Here is a 22423-nt window from a genome sequence, read left to right as displayed (position 1 = left end):
GTCGGTCGACGACTCGGCACTGCACCTCAGCACCGCACCCCAACGCTGCACCTCAGCACAGCACCCCAGCACGCCGCCCCGGGGCTCACCGCCCTCACCGCGAACGCTTCGTGGAGACCTCATGCATAGACCTCGCCCCGCTGTCGGGGTGTCCGTGGCCGTGCTCATCGTGGCGGGGGTGATGAGCGGCGCGGGTACCGGCAGGGCGACGGCGGACCCGGGTTCGGCCGGGACGCTGTACGTGAACCACGACGTGGCGTGCAGCGACACGGGCGCGGGCTCACAGAGCGCGCCCTTCTGCACGGTGCAGGCGGCGGCGGACGTGGTGGAACCGGGGCAGACGGTTCGGATCGAGTCGGTGGACGATCAGACGTACTCGGAGTCGGTGACCTTGACCAGGTCGGGCACCAAGGACGCCCCGATCACGTTCACTGGGGCGCCCGTCAGCGCGGGCGGCTCATGGGCGGAGCTCGCGTCCACCGGCTCCGCGCCGGCGCTGACGCTCAAAGCGGTGCACGACGTACGGGTCGAATACCTGGGGGTCTGGTACCGCGGCGGAGACGGGGTGGCGGTGACGGGCTCCGAAGGCGTCGATCTCGACCGGCTGTCGTTTCCCCGCCCCGCGGTGCGGGCCCCTGGCGCAGGGACCGCGGTGACTGTGGACGGCGCGTCCTCGGACGTGACCGTGTCGCGGAACTGGATCGGCGACGGATACGCCTACGGCGTACGGGTGGAGCAAGGAGCGGCGCGGGTCACCGCGACGACCAACGTGGTGACCACCCCGCGGCTCGGCGGGATCGCGGTGACGGGGACGTCCGGCGCGAACGTGACGAGCAATACCGTCATCGCGCCCTGCGCCACCGGAATCTCGCTGGACGGCGGGAGCTCCGGGGTGGTGGAGAACAACGTGGTCGCCTCCACGACGGCGCGGCAGAGCGACACGTGCCCGGCACCCACCGCTCCGCTCTACACGGTGTCGGCCGACTCGGCGGCCCAGGTCACCGCCGACTACAACGTGGCGGCGAACGGTGCACCCGGCGGCACCCGGCCGCGCCCCGAGTACTCCTGGGCCGACAGCCCTTACCCCACCACCGCGGCACTGCGGGACGCGACCGGGCAGGGTGCGCACGACATCGACGGACTCAACATGCTGTCCCTGACGGCACCGAACGAACACTCCGCCCTCATCGACTCGGCCGACGCGGACGCGCCCGGCGAGCTCTCCACCGACATCAACGGCGCCTCGCGCGTCGACGACCCGCTCGTCGCCGACACCGGCACCAGCGCGAGCAGCCGCCCCGACCGGGGCGCCATCGAGCGGCAGGACACCATCTACTTCCGGGTCGGCGACACGCCGTCGTCGACGAGCGGGCTCGCACCGTTGGTCACCTCGCTGAGGACCGATGGCGCCACCAGTTCGTGGGGCGAGGCATTCACGTACTCGGTCGACTTCGGCGACGGCGGTGCCCCGGTCACCGGCGCTGCGGGCGCCCCGGTCACCCACAGCTACACCACGCCGGGCAGGTACACCCCGAGCATCACGGTGACTGATACCGACGGGTTGAGCCGGACAGGGCAGTACGTCCCGGTCCTGGCGGCTACGGCCACACCGCCCGCCGCGTCGCTGTCCGGCGTTGCGGACACCACGAGCGACGGGCAGGTCAACGCGGGGTACGCGCGGTTCACCGTTCCGGAACCGGCGGACGTGTGGGAGATCGCGTACCGGTCCCTGACGTTCGGCGACGGCAGCCAGCAGAACCTGGCCAACGGCGCGCAGGAGGTGCCGCACCAGTACCCCGCCCCCGGCGCGTACACCGCCACACTGACGCAGACGGACCAGCTCGGCCGGACCACCACCGCCAAGGCGACCTTCCACGCCGCGGACGCCTTCGTGGCCATGACCCCGGAGTTCGACACCGAGAAGACGATCGCCGCGCACGGCGTCCTGAAGCTCTCGGCGGCCACCGTGCGCGCCGACTCCGACGGCGTGGACGCGGCTGAGCTGCAGATCGTCACCAGCGAGGCCAAGGCGAGCGGCTCTCTGACCCTCTACACCCACGGAACCACCCGCCCGGGCACCTCCAGCATCGACTTCGAGCCCGGCCGGAGCGCCCGCAACGAGGCGACCGTCAAGGTCACCCCGACCGGTTCGGTCGACATCTACAACGGCAGCTCCGGCGCGGTGACCGTCAACGTGGCCACCGTCGGACTTCAATCGCACGGCCAGTTCGCCGATACCTATCGCCCGGCCACGCCCGTCCGGCTGCTCGACACCCGGGGCGGCACCGGCGGCGTCACCGGACCGGTCGCCGGCGGCCACTCGGTCACGCTGACGGCCGCCGGCACCCACGGCGTCCCGACCGGGGCGAGCGCCGTGGTCCTCAACGTCGGGGCGACCACCACCAAGGCGTCCGGCAGCCTCACCGTCTCCACCCACGGCAACTCCGGCTCCAGCGTGACGGGCCCGTACTGGACCACCGGGCAGACCGCCTCCGCCCAGATCGTGCTCCCGCTGGTGGACGGCAAGGTCGTCCTGCGCAACACCAGCAGGTCGTCGGCGAACCTGATCGCGGACCTCGTCGGCTGGTACGGCCCCATCGCGAGCGGTTCGCAGTTCCAGCCGGTCACCCCGGTGCGGATCCTCAACACCCACACCGGCGCCGGAAGCGGAAAGATCGCCAGGCTCGGTGCCCACGCCACGCTGAAGCTCAAGGTCATCGGTGCGCACGGGGTCCCGGCGAGCGGGGTGAGCGCCGTGGACCTCAACCTCACGGTGCCCGCGCCGTCCGGCACCGGCTACCTCATCGCCTACGCCGACGGCACCTCCCGCCCCGGCGTGCACTCGGTCGACTTCACGGCCAAACACACCGTGGCCAACCGCGCGCTGGTCAAGGTCGGCACCGACGGCGAGATCGACCTGTACAACGCCGGCTCCACCTCCGTCGACATCTACGCCGACCTCCTCGGCGACTACGCCACCCACCCGGCGGGCTGACCGCCCGACGACCACCGACAACGACGACGGCGACGACAGCGCGGCTCTCCGCCGCGGCGTCGTCGCCGTCGTCCGCCCGCGCCCACAAGGGGGCGAAGACCAGGCCGGGGCTGGGCTGAGAGAGTGCAGCCGAGGTTAAGGCAATGCCTCCGGCGGGGGTCCCGGTTGGTCAGTTCACGCAGCCAGGCACCGGGACTGCGCTGCCAGCGCAGTTGGTGGGCTTGTTGTGCTTCACCTTGCTGTCGTTCAGGGTCACCGTGCCGGACTTGTTGTTGATTCCGCCGGGAGGGGCGCTGCTGGTGTTGTGCTCCACCTGGCTGCTGGTGAGCGTGGCGGTCCCACCGTTGTTGGTCAGACCACCGCCCTGGGCACCCGTGCCGGTGGAGGTGTTGTGTTCGATCTCCAGCCGCTTGGTGATCAGCGTGCCCTCGTTGTAGACGCCACCGCCCTGGGCGTTGGTCCCCTCGGCCGAGTTGTGTCCGATCTTTCCGCCGTCAATCGTCACCGTGGCGGCCACTCCCTGGTTCGAGATCCCCCCGCCCACGCCCGGCGCGTTCGCCGTTGCGGTGACCGTGTTGTGCTCCACACGGGTGTGGTGCAGGTTCACCTTGCCGGTGTTGAGGTTGAAGATCCCTCCACCGCCTCTGAAGCCACCGGTGCTGGCTGCGCTGTTCGAGAAGATCTTGGAATCATCGATCGTCGCCGGGCCGCTGTTGGCGAGTCCGCCACCCACGCCGCCGGTGGCGTTATTGCTGATCGTGGTGCCGTCGGCGATGGTGAGGTCGCCTCTGCTCGAGATGCCGGCGCCGAATGCTGCCGAGGTGTTGTAGCTGACGGCACTGTGACGGATCCGCACGGTGGCAGAGGCGAGAATGAAGAAGCCGCCGCCGTCGGTGGCGGTGCCGTTCTTCACGACGCTACGGGTGAGGTCGATGGTCCCACCCGAATTGGCGAAGATGTTGCCGCCGTCGGTGGCGGTGCCGTTCGTCACGACGCTACGGGCGAGGCTGAGTGTCCCACCCGGATTGACGAAGAGGTTGCCACCAGCGGTACCCGGGACGCTGCCGTTGCGGACGGTGAGATCGTTGAGTGCCAGGTTCCCGGGTCCGTCGATTTCGAAGATGCGGAACAGGGCTGCCGTCGTCGGGTCTCGTTGGATGGTGGCGTCGCGTCCATTGATGGTGAGTTTCTTGGTGATCACGGGCAAAGCGTTGTTGGCGTTGTCCGGCGTGGTGTAGCTGTAGACGCAGTTGTGGGCCAGCACCAGCGTGTCCCCGGAGTTGGCGCCAGTGATCGCGTTCTTCAGTGCGGTCGGGTCACAGGGCACGTTGGTTGTCGCGGCCTGGGCCGTCGCGGGCGTGGCCACCAAACTCACCACCATGCCGGCCACAGCGATCGCGCCGCGCAGACAGGCGCCTCGAAACGCTGCCATGGGGCCTCCTTCTTCTCGGGCGGTAGCCCCGGTCCAGAGCTACGCGTCAATCACGTCTGCTATCGCTCACAGTGACGACAGGCCGGATGTCAGCCCCTGCACGGCACGCCGATCTCCACCGAACAGACCACAAGAGCGGCGAGCGCAGCGGCTGCCCCTGACCTCACCGGTTGACATCAACGACGACGGACCGGAGCGCACAGGGGCGGCCACGACCCGGAAACTCATGCAGCCCCACGAGCGCGTTGCCGGACGTCGTATGGGTCGGTGATCGAACTTGTGAGGCGGTGGTCAGCCGCTTCACCCGCGAGCCGGGCCGTCTCCGGGCCGTACGAGGGTGGCCAACGACAGCCGCTGACGGCCGACAACGACCAAGAGGGCGCGGCAGACCGCCGCGCCCTCTTGGTGTGTCCGCCCAGCTAGACCCAGGTGTCCAGCCACATCCGTGACCGCCACTGGTCTATGGGGATCGCGGTGCCCGTGTACAGGGGCCAGAAGTAGATGAAGTTCCAGGCGATCAGGAGGACCAGGACGCCCGCGCTCGCCGCGCCGATGACGCGGCGGCGTTCCGTGGAGCCGGGTGGGCCGAGGATCGCGCCGATCATCATGGCGACCGCCAGGCACAGGAACGGGACGAAGATGATGGCGTAGAAGAAGAAGATCGTGCGCTCCTGGTACATGAACCAGGGGAGGTAGCCGGCCGCGATGCCGCAGGCGATCGCGCCCGCCCGCCAGTCGCGGCGGAACGCCCATCGCCACAGGACGTAGACGATCGCGAAGCAGGCGGCCCACCACAGGAGGGGCGTGCCCAGGGCCAGGACCTCGCGGGCGCACTTGTCGCCCGCGTCCGCCGGGCAGCCGTCCTTGCCGGGCAGCGGGGACTCGTAGAAGTACGAGACCGGGCGGCCCAGGACGATCCAGCTCCACGGGTTCGACTGGTAGGTGTGCGGGGACGAGAGGCCGACGTGGAACTCGTACACCTCGTGCTCGTAGTGCCACAGGCTGCGCAGCCAGTCGGGCAGGAAGCTCCAGCTGCCGCCCTTGCCGTCGGTCGCGGCCCAGTTGCGGAAGTAGCCGCCCTTGCCGTTGGTGGGGGAGAGGATCCAGCCGGTCCAGGAGATGAAGTACGTGGCGATCGCCACCGGGACCGTCGCGAGGAACGTGATGCCCGTGTCGTGCTTGAGGGCCGCCATGTACGGGTGCCGGGCGCCCGCGACCCGGCGGGCGGCGACGTCCCACAGGACCGCCATCAGGCAGAACGCGAAGAGGACGTACAGGCCGCTCCACTTGGTGCCGAGGGCCAGGCCCAGCATCAGACCGGCCGTCCAGCGCCAGGGGCGCCAGCCGAGGCGGGTGGACTCGGCGATGTGCGCGTCGGGGCGTACGAGACCGTCCGGGTCCGTGGGCAGGGCGGCCGCCAGCCGGGCACGCGCGCGGTCGCGGTCCACGATCAGACAGCCGAAGGCCGCCAGCACGAAGAACATCAGCACACCGTCGAGCAGCGAGGTGCGGCTCATCACGAAGTGCAGCCCGTCCACCGCCATCAGCGCGCCCGCGAGACAGCCCAGGAACGTCGAGCGGAACATCCGGCGCCCGATCCGGCACAGCAGCAGCACCGACAGCGTGCCGAGCAGCGCCGTCATGAAACGCCAGCCGAACGGATTGAAGCCGAACATCCATTCGCCGAGCCCGATGACGTACTTGCCGACCGGGGGATGCACCACATAGGCGGCGTCGGAGGGGATGCCGACGTGCCCGTTGTTCTGCAGGATCAGGTCATTGGCGTTCTTGTCCCAGTTGACCTCGTACCCGCGGTGGATCAGCGCCCAGGCGTCCTTGGCGTAGTACGTCTCGTCGAATATCACCGCCTTCGGGCTGCCCAGGTTCCAGAACCGCATCAGCCCCGCCATCAGGGTCACGAGCAGCGGGCCGCCCCAGCCCGACCAGCGCGTGATGCGTTCCGCGACCTCGTGGCGCAGCCCGAACGCAGCCCAGATCCGGGGACTGGGCTCGGCGTACGGCGGCACGAGTCGATCACGCACATCGCTTCTTGGCGGCGCGATGTATCCGAAGCGGCGCAGCCGCTGCTGCCACGACGGCCGCCGTTCTTCGGCTGCCTGGCCCTGCCGGGTGTCCGTGGAGGACGCGGTACTGGTCACCGCGCCATCGTAGGGAACAGGTCTGTGGGAGTCCCGTGCACGGGCCTAATGGGTGGATGCGGCTGCCGCCGAATGCCCCTGCGAGGATGGAACCGTGACAGGAACCCTTGTTTTGGCCGGCACCCCCATCGGCGACGTGGCCGACGCCCCGCCCCGGCTCGCCCAGGAGCTGGCGGGCGCGGACGTCGTCGCCGCCGAGGACACCCGCAGGCTGCGCCGGCTGACCCAGGCGCTGGGCGTGCAGACCACCGGGCGCGTGGTGTCGTACTTCGAGGGGAACGAGGCCGCCCGCACGCCCGAACTCGTCGAGGCGCTGGTCGGCGGCGCGCGCGTGCTGCTGGTGACCGACGCCGGGATGCCGTCCGTCTCCGACCCCGGGTACCGGCTGGTCGCCGCGGCCGTCGAGAAGGACATCAAGGTCACCGCCGTACCCGGCCCGTCCGCCGTGCTCACCGCGCTCGCGCTGTCCGGGCTGCCCGTCGACCGGTTCTGCTTCGAGGGGTTCCTGCCGAGGAAGGCGGGCGAGCGGCTGTCCCGGCTGCGGGAGGTCGAGGGCGAGCGCCGCACGATGGTCTACTTCGAGGCCCCGCACCGCCTCGACGACACCCTCGCCGCGATGGCCGAGGTCTTCGGGGACGGGCGGCGGGCCGCCGTCTGCCGCGAGCTGACCAAGACGTACGAGGAGGTCAAGCGCGGGCCGCTGGGCGAGCTGGCCGCCTGGGCCGCCGAGGGCGTACGCGGGGAGATCACGGTGGTGGTCGAGGGCGCGCCGGAGAAGGGCGCCGAGGAACTGGACGCGGGCGAACTGGTGCGCAGGGTGCGGGTGCGGGAAGAGGCGGGAGAGCGCCGCAAGGAGGCCATCGCGGCGGTCGCGGCCGAGGCCGGAATTCCCAAGCGCGACGTCTTCGATGCGGTGGTCGCGGCAAAGAACGCGGCGCACAGCGCCCCATAGAAGAGCAAAGGGCCCGCACCGAAAGCAAAGCTCAGGCCGTGTCTCCGAGGCATTCCGACAAGGAAAGGCCAAAACGACTCCAATAGTCGACAGGCCTGATGCGTTCCCGCCCGGAGAAGCGTCCACTGGTTGAAGGGACGTACCCGTCCCTCGCCCCCGCCGACCGGGGGCGCTTGTCCAGCGGAACAGCAGGAGCTGGCATGAGTGAGATCGCAGGGCAGACCGGCAACCGCAGCGCGGCGACCGCTGTCGTCAACGAGTCGTATTCCTTCGCATGCATGCGCTGCGGGCACGGCTGGGAGCAGTCGTTCGAGATAGAGCACCACCGCGACGCCGAGGGCGGCGAGTTCGTGATGTACGTGGCGGACGGCCATGTCGTGCCGTCGCCGCTGAGTCGGCCCTCCTGCCAGAACTGCGACGGACACGTGGTGCGCATCATGCGCGCCGGACAGGTGTCCTCCGTCCAGAACTCCATGCACCAGCACACGCACCGCCCGGTGCCGGCCCACCCCGAGCAGGCCCGCGACGAGGCCGTCGACCAGCCGGCCGTGCCCGGGGAACCCCATCACTGGCACCTCTCCGACCTGCTGCACCCCTTCCACCACCGCAAGGCGGGCTGATCGCGCGAGCGCGGTGACCTCGCCCGGGTGAGGTCCGGTCCGGCATGCCCCTTTCGTAGGATCGGGGCATGCCCTCCGACAAGACCGAAGCACCACCGCTCCCCGAGCCGCTGCGCGTCCCCGTCGCCGACTCGCACACTCACCTCGACATGCAGTCCGGCAGCGTCGAGGAAGGCCTCGCCAAGGCCGCCTCGGTCGGCGTGACCACGGTCGTCCAGGTCGGCTGCGACCTGTTGGGCTCCCGCTGGGCGGCCGAGACCGCCGCCGCGTACGAGGCCGTCCACGCCACTGTCGCCCTGCACCCCAACGAGGCGCCCCGTATCGTGCACGGCGACCCCGACGGCTGGTCCCGCCAGGGCGCACGGCAGCCCGGCGGCGACGGCGCCCTGGACGAGGCCCTCGCCGAGATCGACCGCCTCGCCGCCCTTCCGCAGGTCAAGGGCGTCGGCGAGACCGGGCTCGACTACTTCCGTACGGGCCCCGAAGGCAAGGCCGCCCAGGAGCGCTCCTTCCGCGCCCACATAGAGATCGCCAAGCGGCACGGAAAAGCCCTGGTCATCCACGACCGGGACGCGCACGCCGACGTGCTGCGCGTGCTGAAGGAGGAGGGCGCGCCCGAGCGGACCGTCTTCCACTGCTACTCCGGTGACGCGGCGATGGCCGAAATCTGCGCCCAGGCCGGGTACTACATGTCCTTCGCCGGAAACATGACCTTCAAGAACGCCCAGCCACTGCGTGACGCGCTGGCCGTGGCCCCCCTGGAGCTCGTCCTCGTCGAGACCGACGCGCCCTTCCTGACCCCCGCCCCGTACCGCGGACGGCCTAACGCGCCTTATCTCATTCCGGTCACGGTGCGCGCCATGGCGGCCGTGCGGGGCATCGACGAGGACACGCTGGCGACGGCGCTCTCGGCGAACACGGCCCGGGCCTTCGGTTACTGAGGGATAACGCTGCCGGTCATTTTTCGGCGTCACACCTCGGGGCAGTGTCGCGACACAGCGTAGCCGCGTTGCTTGGGAGAGTGACGACCGCTCCGCTAGGTTCTGGTCGCCCGATCCGGACCCCTCCTGGAGCGTGTCGTCGTGAGCAACTCGCAGTACGAGACGTTTGGCCTGACTGGAACGTCGTTCGAGGACCGAGAGAGTGGTGAACAGCCGCCCTACGGTGCCGGAAGCCCGGACCGCGGCGGCTACGTGGACACCTACCGGCCCGCGTACGAGGCACTGGCGGTGTCCCAGGCGCCGACCGAGCCGATACTGCCCCGGCAGACGCAGACGTTGGTGCAGACGCAGACGCTCGGGGAATCGGCGGAGGAGCCCCGGTCCGGCGGGCGGGCCGCTGCCCGGCGCGCCGCCCGGCGCCGGCGCACCGCCGAGCGCCCCGACCCGCTGCGGCGGCTGCTGCCCCAGGCGCTGGTCGTCGCCTTCCTCGCCGGCGGCACCTCCGCCTTCGTCGCCAACGACAAGGCCATCGAGCTCAGCGTCGACGGGAAGGCGCGCACGCTGCACACCTTCGCCGACGACGTCACCGAACTGCTCGCCGAGGAGGGCGTGCGGGTCGGCGAGCACGACGTGGTCGCGCCCGCCCCCGGCACCGAACTGACCAGCGGTGACGAGATCGCGGTCCACTACGGGCGGCCCGTGCGGCTCACCCTCGACGGACAGCCGCACGAGGTGTGGACGACGGCGCACACGGTGGACGGGGCGCTCCAGCAGCTCGGGGTGCGCGCCGAGGGGGCGTACCTGTCGACCTCGCGCTCCCGGCGCATCGGCCGTGAGGGCCTCGCGCTCGACGTCCGCACCGAGCGGACGGTGACGATCATGGCGGACGGGCGGGCACGGACGATCCGGACGAACGCGGCGACCGTCGGCGAGGCCGTCGGGGAGGCCGGGATCACCCTCCACGGCGAGGACACGACATCCGTCCCGCCAGGGAGCTTCCCCCGGGACGGACAGACGGTCAGCGTGATGCGGATCACCGGCACCCAGGAGGTCCGCGAGGAGGCGATCCCCTTCCGGACGACACGGACGAACGACCCCTCGCTGTTCCGTGGCACCGAGGTCGTCGACCGGGCCGGGGAGCCCGGGACCCGGCGGGTCACCTACCTGCTGCGGACCGTCAACGGGGTCAGGCAGAAGCCGCGGAGGGTCGGGGACGAGGTGGTCCGGGAGCCGCGCGGACAGGTGGTGCGGGTCGGTACGAAGCCGCGGCCCGATTCCACGCAGGGTGCGGACCATCTGAACTGGTCCGGGCTCGCGGCGTGCGAGTCCGGCGGTCGCCCCGGCGCCGTCGACCCCTCCGGCACCTACGGCGGCCTGTACCAGTTCGACACCCACACCTGGCACAAGCTCGGGGGGTCCGGGCGGCCCCAGGACGCGCCGGCCGCGGAGCAGACCCGCCGGGCGAAGAAGCTGTACGTCCGCCGGGGCACGAGCCCGTGGCCCCACTGCGGATCCCACCTCCACGGCTGACCGGTTTTCCGGCTGCGGGCCGGTGGGGGTTGCTCGCGCAGTTCCCCGCGCCCCTGTGGCGGGGCTGCGCCCCGTATCCCCCGCCACCCGCTTCGTTCGGCCGCGGGCCGGTGGGGGCCGGGCGCGCAGTTCCCCGCGCCCCTTCGGGCCGCGCCCCTTCGGGGGCGCGGCCCGTACCCCCGTAGTCTTGGGGCGTGAACAGCCCCACCCCCGACGCCCTCCTGGGCCCCGCCGACGTCCGCGAGCTCGCGGGTGCCCTCGGCGTGCGGCCCACCAAGCAGCGCGGCCAGAACTTCGTGATCGACGCCAACACCGTGCGCCGCATCGTGCGCACCGCCGGCGTACGGGCCGACGACGTGGTCGTCGAGGTCGGCCCCGGCCTCGGCTCGCTGACCCTCGCGCTGCTGGAGGCGGCCGACCGGGTCGTTGCCGTGGAGATCGACGACGTACTCGCGGGGGCGCTCCCGGCGACCATCGCCGCCCGTATGCCGGCCCGCGCCGACCGCTTCGCACTCGTGCACTCCGACGCCATGCACGTGAACGAGCTCCCCGGCCCCGCCCCCACCGCCCTCGTCGCGAACCTCCCGTACAACGTCGCCGTCCCCGTGCTGCTGCACATGCTCGCCACCTTCCCGACCATCGAGCGCACGCTGGTGATGGTGCAGGCCGAGGTCGCCGACCGGCTCGCCGCCGACCCCGGCTCGAAGGTGTACGGCGTGCCGAGCGTCAAGGCCAACTGGTACGCCGACGTGAAGCGGGCCGGCTCCATCGGACGGAACGTCTTCTGGCCCGCGCCGAACGTCGACAGCGGCCTCGTGTCGCTCGTCAGGCGCGCCGAACCCATCAGGACCACGGCCTCCAAGCGCGAGGTCTTCGCGGTCGTCGACGCCGCCTTCGCCCAGCGGCGCAAGACCCTGCGCGCCGCCCTCGCCGGGTGGGCCGGTTCCGCGGCCGCCGCCGAGGTCGCGCTCGTCGCCGCCGGGGTCTCACCGCAGGCCCGCGGGGAGTCGCTGACGGTGGAGGAGTTCGCCCGTATCGCCGAGAACAAGGCCGAGAACATGGCCGAGGGCAAGGCCGAGAACGCCGAGAGCAAGGCCGGGAACAAGGAGAGCGCTCAGCCGTGACGGAGTCGAAGACCGAGCCCACGACGCACACGGGCAGGGGCACGGGCACGGACGCCGTGACCGTACGTGTCCCCGCCAAGGTCAACGTCCAGCTCGCCGTCGGCGCCGCCCGCCCCGACGGCTTCCACGACCTGGCCAACGTCTTCCTCGCCGTAGGGCTGTACGACGAGGTCACCGTGACGCCGGCGGACGAGCTGCGGATCACCTGCGAGGGCCCGGACGCCGACCAGGTCCCCCTCGACGCCACGAACCTGGCGGCCCGCGCGGCCCTCGAACTCGCCCGCCGGTACGGCGTCGAGCCGGGGGTCCATCTCCACATCGCCAAGGACATCCCCGTCGCGGGCGGCATGGCGGGCGGCAGCGCCGACGGCGCCGGCGCGCTGCTCGCCTGCGACGCCCTGTGGGGGACGCACGCCTCCCGCGAGGAACTCCTCGACATCTGCGCCGAGTTGGGCAGTGACGTGCCGTTCAGCCTGGTGGGCGGGGCGGCGCTGGGTGTCGGACGGGGTGAGCAGCTGCGGACGCTGGAGGTCGGCGCGACCTTCCACTGGGTCTTCGCGATCGCCGAGCGCGGGCTGTCGACCCCGGCGGTCTTCCGGGAGTTCGACCGGATGAACGAGGGTGTGCGGATCCCGGAGCCGGTCGCCTCGCAGGAGCTGCTCGACGCGCTGGCCAAGGGGGACGCCGGGGCCCTCGCCCGCGCCGTCTCCAACGACCTCCAGCCCGCCGCGCTCTCCCTCTTCCCGGCCCTCGCCGACACGCTCGCCGCCGGACGGAACGCCGGTGCGCTCGCGGCCCTGGTCTCCGGCTCGGGGCCGACCACGGCCTTCCTCGCGGCGGACGCCGAGTCCGCGCGGGCGGTCGCCGACGCGCTGCGCGCCTCCGGCACCTGCCGGACGGTACGGGTCACCGACGGCCCCGCCCCCGGCGCGACGGTCGTCTGACCCGCACGAGCACGTCACCGGCACCCGGTACGCGGAGGCACGTCACCGGCACCCGGTACGCGCCGCGGTACTCAGCGGCACGTCACGGGCTCGAGGTACTCAGAGGCGAATTGAGTACGGGCGCGCTGACGCCGTAGCGGCGGACGGCGCGACCGTACTCGTATGCCATCAAGCGCTCACGCCCTCGCCGCGGCCACACCCGCCTCGCGCGACAAGTACGTCGACCTGCTGCGGGTCGCCTCGCTCGGCACGGTGGTGCTCGGGCACTGGCTGATGGCCGCCGTGTCGGTACGCGGCGACGGACGGGCCGAGGTCGGGAACCTGCTCGCCGTGGAGCCCCGCCTCCAACTGCTCACCTGGGCCCTCCAGGTCATGCCCGTCTTCTTCTTCGTCGGCGGCTTCTCGCACGCGCTGTCGTACCGCTCACTGCGACGCAAGGCCGGGGAGAACGGAGGAGGGGCTCTTTACTCCGTGTTCCTGCGCGCCCGGTTGCAGCGGCTGCTGCGGCCGACCGTGGTGTTCATCGGCGTGTGGGGAGCGCTCGCGCTCGCTCTGCAACTCGCGGGCAGGGAGGGCGGCTTGCTGGACGTGTCACTGCGACTCGTCGCCCAGCCGCTGTGGTTCATAGGGATCTATCTGGCGATGGTGGCCTTCACCCCGCCGCTGCTACGGCTGCACGAGCGGTACGGGTGGGGCGCGTTCGGCGGCCTCGTCGCCGCGGCCGGTCTCGTGGACGTGCTGCGGTTCGGGTTCGGGGTGCCGTACGTCGAGTTCCTGAACTTCGCCTTCGTCTGGCTCGCCGTCCACCAGCTCGGATTCCTGCGCGCGGACGGGAGGCTGCGACGCCCCTACCTCCTCGCGGGCGCCGGGCTCGCCGGGGCGGCGCTGCTGGTGACGTACGGGCCGTATCCGCTGTCCATGGTGGGGATGCCCGGGGAGAAGATCTCCAACATGGCGCCGCCCACCTTCGCGCTGCTGTGCCACGGGCTGTGGCTGGTCGGCGGGGTGGAGTCGCTGCGGGGTCCCGCGGGGCGGTGGCTGCGCCGGCCGCGGGTGTGGCGTGCGGTCGTCGCCGCCAACGGCGTGTCCATGACCGCCTTCCTGTGGCACCTCACCGCGATGCTCGGTGTGTACGGGGCGCTGCTGGCCCTCGGCGTACGGCTGCCGGAGCCCGCGACGGGGGCGTGGTGGGCCCAGGTGCCGGTGCGGGTGGTGGTGGCCGGTGCGGTGACGGCCCTGCTCGTCACCGTGTTCCGGCGGTTCGAACAGCCCTCTGCCGTGGTCCTGGGGGAGTCGGGGGTGTCACCCGCGGGTGCGCGGCCGGCCGCCGCGCTCGGCGTGACGCTGTGCCTCTTCGGGGTGCTCGGGCTCTCCATGGTCGGGTTCGGCGGGTTGCTGGAAGGGCGTACGGCGGTACTGATCGCGGTCCGGGTGACGGCTCCCGTCGCCGTGGCGATGACGCTCGTGGGGTGGCTGCTGGTGGAGCGGGCGGGACGGGGCCGGACCGCGGCCGCGCCCGCGTGAAGGTGCGGGGCGGTCCGTCGTCCGCGGACCGGTGGGGGCCGGTCGCAGCCGGAGCACCCACCCGTGTGGCTCGGGAGGTGAGGGAGCCGGACTACCCTTGAGGGTCGATCGTCCCCCTTGTTCAGGAGAGAAATGGCCGTCAACCTGGTCAATGTCGAGTCCGTCAGCAAGGTGTACGGCACCCGTGCCCTGCTCGACGGAGTCTCCCTCGGCGTCAGCGAGGGCGACCGGATCGGTGTGGTCGGGCGGAACGGCGACGGCAAGACCACCCTCATCCGCATGCTCGCCAAGCTGGAGGAGGCCGACACCGGCCGTGTCACGCACTCCGGCGGGCTGCATCTGGGGGTGCTGACCCAGCACGATTCCCTCGATCCCACCGCCACCGTCCGGCACGAGGTCATCCGGGACCTCGCCGACCACGAGTGGGCGGGCAACGCCAAGATCAGGGACGTCCTGACGGGACTGTTCGGCGGCCTCGACCTGCCGGGGTTCCCGCAGGGGCTCGACACGGTGATCGGCCCGCTCTCCGGCGGTGAGCGCCGCCGTATCGCGCTCGCCAAGCTGCTCATCGAGGAGCAGGACCTGATCATCCTCGACGAGCCCACCAACCACCTGGACGTGGAGGGCATCGCCTGGCTCGCCCAGCACCTGCGGGAGCGGCGGTCGGCGCTGGTGTGCGTGACCCACGACCGGTGGTTCCTCGACCAGGTCTGCACCCGTATGTGGGACGTGCAGAAGGGCGCGGTGTACGAGTACGAGGGCGGGTACTCCGACTACGTCTTCGCGCGCGCGGAGCGTGAGCGCATCGCCGCCACCGAGGAGGTCAAGCGGCAGAACCTGGTGCGCAAGGAGCTGGCCTGGCTGCGGCGCGGTGCCCCCGCCCGTACCTCCAAGCCGCGCTTCCGCGTCGAGGCCGCCAACGAGCTGATCGCGGACGTGCCGCCGCCCCGCGACAAGAGCGAACTGATGAAGTTCGCCAGCTCGCGACTGGGCAGGACGGTCTTCGATCTTGAGGATGTGACGGTGCAGGCGGGCCCGAAGGTCCTGCTCAAGCACCTCACCTGGCAGCTCGGGCCCGGCGACCGGGTCGGGCTCGTAGGTGTGAACGGAGCCGGCAAGACCTCTCTTCTGCGCGCCATGGCCGAGGCCGCCCGCAGCGAGGGGGAGACGCAGCCCGTCGCCGGGCGGATCAGCACCGGCAAGACCGTCAAGCTCGCCTATCTGTCGCAGGAGGTCGCCGAGCTCGATCCGACCTGGCGCGTGCTGCAGGCCGTGCAGGCCGTCCGTGACCGGGTCGACCTGGGCACGGGACGCGAGCTGACCGCGGGGCAGCTCTGCGAGACGTTCGGCTTCAACAAGGAGAAGCAGTGGACGCCCGTCGGGGACCTCAGCGGTGGTGAGCGGCGGCGGCTTCAGCTGCTGCGGCTGCTCATGGACGAGCCCAACGTCCTCTTCCTCGACGAGCCCACCAACGACCTCGACATCGAGACGCTGACCCAGCTGGAGGACCTGCTCGACGGCTGGCCCGGCTCGATGATCGTGATCTCCCACGACCGGTTCTTCATCGAGCGCACGACGGACAACGTGTTCGCGCTCCTCGGCGACGGCACCCTGCGGATGCTGCCGCGCGGGATCGACGAGTACCTGGAGCGGCGCAAGCGCATGGAGGAGGTCGCCGCGGCCGCCGTGCTCGCCGCCGCGCCCGCGCCGTCCGCAAGGGCCGCCTCCGCCGCCGACGCCCGCGCCGCGAAGAAGGAGCTGCAGAAGATCGAGCGTCAGCTCGACAAGATCTCCGAGAAGGAGAGCAAGCTCCACACCCAAATCGCCGACAACGCGACGGACTTCGAGAAGGTCGCCAAACTCGACGCCGAACTGCGTCAGTTGATCGGTGAGCGTGAGGAACTGGAGCTGCGCTGGCTGGAGCTCGCGGAAGACGCGTAAGCCGCCCGCAGGTGGCGCGTGCGTCCCGTGAAGGGGGCGTGAAGGCGCATAACGAGGGCATCACGGGCCGGTCCTCCCTTGGGAACAGGGGGAGTACCGGCCCCTTGTTCGGGGTCCCCAGAGTGATAGAAAGGTCCGTCTGAGAACAGTCTGAGAACCACCGGTGTGGCGCGAAATCGGCGCCGCCGACCGCACCGCCGGTGGGGCGCCACATCAGTGAACTAGGGGGAACGCGCTGATGAGTCAGCCGCCGAGTGAGCCGCCGCAGGGTGGCTTCGGAGCACCGCAGGACCAGCCGCCGACGCCGCCGACGCCACCGGTTCCACCGGCGGCACCGGCGCAGGGAGGGTTCGGCGCACCCCCCAACACGCCCCAGGACACGCCCCCTCCGCCCGCCGCTCCGCCGGCGCCCGGTTACGGATATCCGCAGCAGCCCGGGCCCTACGCCCAGCCCGGCCCGTACGCACAGCAGCCGCAGCAGCCGCAGCAGCCGGGGCCGTACGCCCAACCGCCACAGCAGCCGACGGGCCCATACGCACAGCCGCCGCAGCAGCCGGGGCCGTACGCCCAGCCCGGTCCGTACGCGCAGCCCGGCCCGTACGGACAGCAGCCCGCATACGGTCAGCAACCCCCGTACGGTCAGCAGCCCGCATACGGGTCCGGATACGGCTATCCGGGCCAGGCGCAGTACCCGGGCGGCCCCGGCGGCCCGGGTACCCCTCCGCCTCCTCCCGGTGGTTCCAAGAACCCCTTCAAGGGCCGCCCGGCCATGGTCGTCGGCGCCGCCGTGGCCGCGTTGCTCGTCGTCGGCGGGACGGTCTGGGCCGTCAGCGGCGGGGGCGGCGACGACGGCAAGAAGCCGGTCGCCCAGGACAGCAAGGGCGGGAAGGCCTCCTCCTCCGCCGATCCGGTCAACCCCGGTGACGGCAGCGGCAACGGTGGCGGGGACCCCGAGGACCTCAACGCGGGCCGCCAGGCCGGTGAGGCGAAGGTGCTCTGGTACAAGCAGGCGCCCGACGCGCCCGGTTCCGGCGCCGACGCCCCCGGCCTGTGGATCACCGACAAGGCGGCGGTGAAGGCCGCGTACACGCAGGTGTTCGCGTACAACGTCGGGGACGGCAAGCCCACTTGGGACCCGATCACGTTCCCGCAGCCGATCTGTGCGGTCACCCCGCAGAAGACGTCCGACGACAAGGTCGTCGTGGCGTACAAGAGCGGTGCAGGCGACAGCGCCAAGTGCAACCAGCTCCAGCAGATAGACCTCGACACCGGTGCCAAGGGCTGGAGCGGCAAGGTCGCCGACGGGGCGCTCTTCGACAGCACGCTCACCATCGAACTGTCGGTCACCGGCAAGACGCTGATGGTCGGTCGCTCGCAGTCCGGCACGGCGTACGACATCACCAGCGGCAAGAAGCTCTGGGACAAGAAGAACTACGGCCAGGCCTGCTACCCGGCCGCGTTCGCGGGCGGCGCCAAGCTGCTGTCCGTCGCCTCCTGCGGTGCCGCCACCGACACCGAGCACGACGAGGTACAGCAGCTGGACCCGGCCACCGGCAAGGTCAAGTGGACCACGAAGATCCCCAAGGGCTGGACGGTCGAGCGCACGTACTCCGTCGACCCCGTCGTCATCTACATGACCAACAAGGACCAGAAGAAGGTCAACGTCACCACGTTCAAGGACAACGGTGCCGTCCGCTCGCAGCTCAAGAGCAGCGACGCCTTCAGGCCCGAGTGCGGTTTCGCCATCCTCGACCGCGACCTGACGGGCTGCTTCGGCACCGCCGCCGACGCGAACACGCTCTACCTGCCGACCGAGGCGAAGAGCGGCGCCAACGAGATCGTCGCCTTCGACCTGTCGACCGGCAAGGAGAAGTGGCGCGTCAAGTCCCCGGCCGCCGAGTCGATGCTGCCGCTGAAGATGGACGGCACGCGGTTGATCGCGTACGTCGAGCCGTCGTACGACGCCGGTGGGCAGATCGTGTCGATCCCCACGACCGGAAGCAGTCACAAGACCACCAAGCTGCTGCAGAACCCGCAGGGCACGGCGTCGGTCGAGAACGGCTTCTTCTCGAAGGCGGTCGACTACGTGGACGGGCGCTTCTACATCTCCACCACCCGGCTGACGGGCAACGACCAGTCGAAGGAGAAGTTGATGCTGGCCTACGGCAAGTGACGCACGCTCACGCCACTTTCACCCCGTTCGCCACCTTCTTCGTCTCCCGCATCTCCGTCCCCAACGCATCCGCATCCGAGGTAGACACGTCATGAGCCAGCCGCCGCCCCCACCACCGCCGAACCAGCCCCCGCCGGGTGGTTTCGGTGCGCCGCAGGACCCGCCGCCGGGTGGCTTTGGTGCGCCGCAGGACCCGCCGCCGGGTGGCTTCGGAGCTCCCCAGGACCCTCCGCCGGGTGGCTTTGGAGCTCCCCAGGACCCGCCGCCCGGTGGGTTCGGCGCCCCGCAGCCTCCGCAGGGTCCCGGTTACGGCTACCCGCAGCAGGCGCCCCCGCCGGGGCCCCCGGCCCATCCGGGCTACGGCTACCCCGGCCAGCAGCCCGCCCAGCCCCCGGGATCCCCGTACGGCTACGGCTATCCGCAGCAGCCGCAGACCTACCCGATGCAACCCCAGGTTCCCCAGGGCGGCGGGCGGAAGCCGAACAGCCAGGTGGTCATCATCGTGGCGGCCGTCGCGGCCATCGCGCTGATCATCGGCGGCGGGGTCTGGTACGCGAGCTCCAGCAAGGACGACAGCAAGAACAACTCCTCCGGTACGAGCGGCGGCACCGGAGGCAAGGGCGGCTCGGGCGGCGACAAGACCACCGGTTCCACCGGCAAGGAGAAGGTCCCCGCCAACACCACCTCCAAGGTCCTCTTCCGGGTCCCCGCACCCGCCGTGCCCGCCGAGACCAGCGTGTCCACGGTCGGCTCCTGGCTCACCGACAAGGTGTACGCCAAGAGCGGCGACGCCGAGATCAACGGCTACGACCCCGACTCCGGCGCCAAGGTCTGGACGGTCAAACTCCCCGGCCCGGTGTGCACGGCCAGCCGCCACACCACCGACGCCGGCCGGACGGCGATCGTCTACGAGCCCGCCATGCCGACCAAGGCGAAGCCTTCCCACGGCTGCAGCGAGGTCTCCGCCCTCGACCTCGCCGCGGGCAAGCTGCTGTGGACGAAGACGGTCAAGTCCGGTGACCAGAAGATCGGCCTCGACAACGTCACCACCAGCGCGAACACCGTCGCCGTGGGCAGCACCAGCGGTGGCGCCGCGTTCGACATCTCCACCGGCAAGGCGCTGTGGGCACCCAAGCCCACGGACAGCTGCTACGACGCCGGGTACGGCGGCGGCGACAAGCTGGTCGCGGTCCGCAAGTGCGGTGAGTACGGCAGTACGCGGCAGTTGCACATCCAGACCATCGACCCGACGTCCGGGAAGGTGATCTCGGAGTACAAGATGTCGCCCGGCATCGAGTACGCGAGCGTCGTGTCGACCGACCCGCTGGTGGTGGCCGCCGACGTCGGCGACTCCGCCGGTGACGGCAGCGGCATCTCGGACTTCTTCTCCATCGACAACAAGACCGGCCAGTTGCGCACCAGGATCTCCGCGCCGGGCAAGACGTATGCCGCCAAGTGCGACGGCATCACCAGGATCGAGGGTTGCGCGAAGCTGGTGGTCGGCAACGACAGGCTCTACATCCCGACCGAGCAGCACAACGGCGGCCAGTCCGGCCAGATCAACGAGATCGTCGCCTTCGACCTGGGCACCGGCAAGCAGACCGGCCAGCGCGCGGACGCGGGCGACGGCTACGACATCTCCCCGCTGCGCATGGACGGCGGCAACCTCCTCGCGTACAAGAGTCCGCCCTACGACAAGGGCGGTCAGATCGTGAGCATCGACGGCACCTCCTTCAAGGAGACCAAGCTCCTGGAGAACCCGGCGGCCGAGGCGGTCCGCGACGCGGAGACGAGCATGCTCCCGGACTACGCCGAGATCCTTTACAGCAAGGGTCACCTGTACATGTCCGCGATCTACGCCCACAAGCCGTACAGCAGCTCCGAGAAGGAGTACCTGGCGATCGCGTTCGGCACGCAGTAGGTCAACTTCTTAGGTCAACTTCTTTTGACCATGGCCCCGTCTTTTTTGACCATGGCCCCGTCCCAGCTCAGGGACGGGGCCGTTCGCTTACCCCTCATCACTCCCGAATGCGAGGAATTTCGATATTCCGGGGCACTTCTCACCAGTAGGGGAAGCGCAACGTCGAACAAGCGTGTAGCTTCCGGGGGATGGAGAGCCGGGGGGCTCCTAATCCACGGGGAACCAGTGGGGATGCTTGGGGGGACTGGGGGGTTGCTCGATGGGAGTGCGGCTCATGGTGGTCGACGACCACCGACTGCTCGCCGAGGCGTTGGCCTCGGCGTTGAAACTGCGGGGGCACCGGGTGCTCGCCGCGGCGGCGCCCGCCGCGGGAGCGGCGGAGCTGGTGATCACCAGGGCACCGGAGGTGTGCCTGATCGGCACGGCGACACCCGCCGAGCCGGGAATCTTCGACCCGGTGATCAGGATCAAACGGGAGCGTCCGCAGGTGGCGGTCCTGGTTCTGGGGCCGGTCCCGAACCCGCGCGGCATCGCCGCCGCGTTCGCCGCGGGCGCGTCGGGCTACGTACGCCACGACGAGCGCATAGAGGGAGTCGAGCGCGCCATCATGAAGGCGAGGGCGGGTGAGGCGGCGGTCGCCCCCGCCCTGCTCCAGGGCGCCTTCAGCGAGTTGCTGAACCCCGCGGCCCAACCGGACGACGAGGGCCAGCGGCTCCTGCAGATGCTCACCCCACGTGAGGTGGAGGTCCTGGTGAGGGTCGCGGACGGGGAGGACACGAGGCTCATCGCGGCCGGTATGGGGATAGCCCCGTCGACCGCCAGGACCCATGTCCAGCGGGTGCTGATGAAGCTGGGGGTGGGGTCGCGGCTGGAGGCGGCCGCCCTGGCCGCGCGGACGGGCCTGCTGGACCGGGCGGGGCCGGTCACGGCGGGGCTGGGGAGTGCGGGGCCGGGGAGTGCGGAAGACCCTCGGCCCACGTAGTCACCCGGTCGAGGGTGTGGCGGGTCGACCGCGTAGCCGAAAGGCGTTGGGTTCGACGGTGAAGTACCGCCGAACCCAACGCCTCTACGCCTCGACGCCTCCGCCTCAACGTCACACGTTCAGACCGCGATGTCAGGCGTGTTCGTGAGTCGCCGGCACAGTGCGCGGTGAACGACCGGTCACGTGCACACGGTGGTGAGCTGCGCGGCGGTGGCGATCACCGCGTTGAGCGCCGCGGTGATGTTGGCCGGGTTCTGCGGGAAAGTCGCCAGCGCGGCGGCGAGGACCTTCAGTTGCGCCTGCAGCTGGAGAGCGAGGGACGCACAGGTCGGCGGCGTCGGAGGCGCTTCCGGCAGGCACCCGGCGGCACGGAGCTGTGCGACCGTGATCTGGGCTGCGGTCACTGCCGCCTGGGCCGCGGCGACGTTGGCCGTCGGTGTGGCGGCCAGAGCCGTCGCGGCGGCCTGCAGCTGCGTGGAGAGCTGACCACTCAGAGTGACGCATTCCGTCGGCGTCGTCGGGGGCTTCGGGCCCTTGGACTCCTGGACGACGGGCTGCGGGTCCGAGGCGGCGATGGCCGCCGGGGCTATGGCCATGGACAGGGAGGCCAGGGCCGCGGCCGAGGCGACAGCGGACCCGAAGCGCTTGAAAGAGAACATTCCGCGCCTTTCTTCGTGTGTTTTGTGAAGAAGTTGGGGAGGTATCCCCGAGCCCAGGAGGCCCCGCGGCGCGGCCTCCGGCAACTCCACGTGTCCTATGCACTCCAGGCCGTGATGCCCGCCCAGGTCCTCGCCGGAAGGAAAGGCGCAGGTCAGAGGCGTGTGGCGGAGATGGCTCGAACGGGGGTGCTCGCTACTGTGAACGGGCGACCACCTGGAGCGATCACTCCTCGTCGGGCAACGGCACGGGCGGAGCCAGCGGGCGCAGCCACAGCCACAGCAGGAAGAAGATGCCCAGGGCGAGCATGCCGAGGCCGGTCCAGAGGTTGATGTTGACGCCTTGGGCCTTGGCGATCTCGGCGTCGGAGGCGGTCAGGCCCGCGAGGGTGACGATGACGCCGTAGACGACGAACAGGCCGCCGATGATGGTGCGGATGTCGAAGAGACGGGTCGCGGTCGCGGACTGCTGCTCCAGCTCCGTGACCTCGCGCTGGACATCACGGTCCGAATAGTGGTCGGACATGGT

At 70.8% G+C, this 22423-nt stretch carries 16 protein-coding genes; 12 read left to right on the top strand and 4 right to left on the bottom strand.

Annotated features, from left to right (window positions below; translation table 11 throughout):
* Positions 1 to 121 precede the first annotated feature (121 nt).
* Positions 122 to 2995, top strand: coding sequence for a PKD domain-containing protein (locus AQJ27_RS32500; RefSeq protein ID WP_067376267.1), 2874 nt, complete (start codon positions 122 to 124; stop codon positions 2993 to 2995).
* A gap of 169 nt (positions 2996 to 3164) precedes the next feature.
* Here AQJ27_RS32500 and AQJ27_RS32495 read toward each other — a convergent pair whose 3' ends face one another.
* Together AQJ27_RS32495 and AQJ27_RS32490 are read right to left on the bottom strand one after the other, a co-directional pair.
* Positions 3165 to 4427, bottom strand: a complete 1263-nt coding sequence (locus AQJ27_RS32495; protein WP_067376266.1) for a hypothetical protein — start codon at positions 4425 to 4427, stop codon at positions 3165 to 3167.
* Positions 4428 to 4846: 419 nt separating this feature from the next.
* On the bottom strand, positions 4847 to 6586 hold the full coding sequence (locus AQJ27_RS32490) for a dolichyl-phosphate-mannose--protein mannosyltransferase (RefSeq protein ID WP_067376265.1): 1740 nt from the start codon (positions 6584 to 6586) through the stop codon (positions 4847 to 4849).
* A 94-nt stretch (positions 6587 to 6680) separates the two neighbouring features.
* On the opposite strand from AQJ27_RS32490, the gene rsmI reads away from it, so the two are divergent.
* From rsmI to AQJ27_RS32435, 11 genes are all read left to right on the top strand, one after another.
* Positions 6681 to 7538 carry a 16S rRNA (cytidine(1402)-2'-O)-methyltransferase gene (gene rsmI, locus AQJ27_RS32485; protein WP_067376264.1) on the top strand — a complete coding sequence of 286 codons (858 nt, stop codon included), beginning with the start codon at positions 6681 to 6683 and terminating at the stop codon, positions 7536 to 7538.
* A gap of 200 nt (positions 7539 to 7738) precedes the next feature.
* A complete protein-coding gene (locus AQJ27_RS32480; RefSeq protein ID WP_067376262.1) occupies positions 7739 to 8158 on the top strand; it encodes a hypothetical protein in 420 nt (139 codons plus the stop codon).
* 68 nt (positions 8159 to 8226) lie between these two features.
* A complete protein-coding gene (locus tag AQJ27_RS32475) occupies positions 8227 to 9099 on the top strand; it encodes a TatD family hydrolase (RefSeq protein WP_067376261.1) in 873 nt (290 codons plus the stop codon).
* 141 nt (positions 9100 to 9240) lie between these two features.
* Positions 9241 to 10629: a resuscitation-promoting factor gene (locus AQJ27_RS32470; RefSeq protein WP_067376259.1), complete on the top strand. Its 1389-nt coding sequence runs from the start codon at positions 9241 to 9243 to the stop codon at positions 10627 to 10629.
* A 194-nt stretch (positions 10630 to 10823) separates the two neighbouring features.
* Positions 10824 to 11753: a 16S rRNA (adenine(1518)-N(6)/adenine(1519)-N(6))-dimethyltransferase RsmA gene (gene rsmA, locus AQJ27_RS32465; protein WP_067376258.1), complete on the top strand. Its 930-nt coding sequence runs from the start codon at positions 10824 to 10826 to the stop codon at positions 11751 to 11753.
* The gene (locus AQJ27_RS32460) at positions 11750 to 12697 is read left to right on the top strand and encodes a 4-(cytidine 5'-diphospho)-2-C-methyl-D-erythritol kinase (RefSeq protein WP_067376257.1); all 948 of its coding nucleotides are present in this window, start codon (positions 11750 to 11752) and stop codon (positions 12695 to 12697) included. The genes rsmA and AQJ27_RS32460 overlap by 4 nt, the downstream gene beginning before the upstream one ends.
* 162 nt (positions 12698 to 12859) lie before the next feature.
* Positions 12860 to 14221 carry an acyltransferase family protein gene (locus AQJ27_RS32455; RefSeq protein ID WP_067376256.1) on the top strand — a complete coding sequence of 454 codons (1362 nt, stop codon included), beginning with the start codon at positions 12860 to 12862 and terminating at the stop codon, positions 14219 to 14221.
* A gap of 132 nt (positions 14222 to 14353) precedes the next feature.
* Positions 14354 to 16162 carry an ABC-F family ATP-binding cassette domain-containing protein gene (locus AQJ27_RS32450; protein WP_067376255.1) on the top strand — a complete coding sequence of 603 codons (1809 nt, stop codon included), beginning with the start codon at positions 14354 to 14356 and terminating at the stop codon, positions 16160 to 16162.
* Positions 16163 to 16400: 238 nt separating this feature from the next.
* Positions 16401 to 18335 (top strand): outer membrane protein assembly factor BamB family protein, encoded by a 1935-nt coding sequence (locus AQJ27_RS32445; protein ID WP_067376253.1) that lies wholly within the window; start codon positions 16401 to 16403, stop codon positions 18333 to 18335.
* A gap of 91 nt (positions 18336 to 18426) precedes the next feature.
* Positions 18427 to 20256, top strand: a complete 1830-nt coding sequence (locus AQJ27_RS32440; RefSeq protein ID WP_079065414.1) for an outer membrane protein assembly factor BamB family protein — start codon at positions 18427 to 18429, stop codon at positions 20254 to 20256.
* A gap of 259 nt (positions 20257 to 20515) precedes the next feature.
* Positions 20516 to 21238, top strand: a complete 723-nt coding sequence (locus tag AQJ27_RS32435; RefSeq protein ID WP_067376249.1) for a helix-turn-helix transcriptional regulator — start codon at positions 20516 to 20518, stop codon at positions 21236 to 21238.
* A gap of 179 nt (positions 21239 to 21417) precedes the next feature.
* Here the strand turns inward: AQJ27_RS32435 and AQJ27_RS32430 are convergent, their stop codons facing one another.
* Together AQJ27_RS32430 and AQJ27_RS32425 are read right to left on the bottom strand one after the other, a co-directional pair.
* Complete coding sequence (locus tag AQJ27_RS32430) at positions 21418 to 21897, bottom strand: hypothetical protein (protein WP_067376247.1); 480 nt, start codon at positions 21895 to 21897, stop codon at positions 21418 to 21420.
* A 223-nt stretch (positions 21898 to 22120) separates the two neighbouring features.
* Positions 22121 to 22420 (bottom strand): hypothetical protein, encoded by a 300-nt coding sequence (locus AQJ27_RS32425; protein ID WP_067376245.1) that lies wholly within the window; start codon positions 22418 to 22420, stop codon positions 22121 to 22123.
* Positions 22421 to 22423 lie beyond the last annotated feature (3 nt).

Source organism: Streptomyces olivochromogenes (assembly GCF_001514115.1).
GTDB lineage: Bacteria > Actinomycetota > Actinomycetes > Streptomycetales > Streptomycetaceae > Streptomyces > Streptomyces olivochromogenes.
This window is presented reverse-complemented; position numbering and strand designations above follow the sequence as displayed.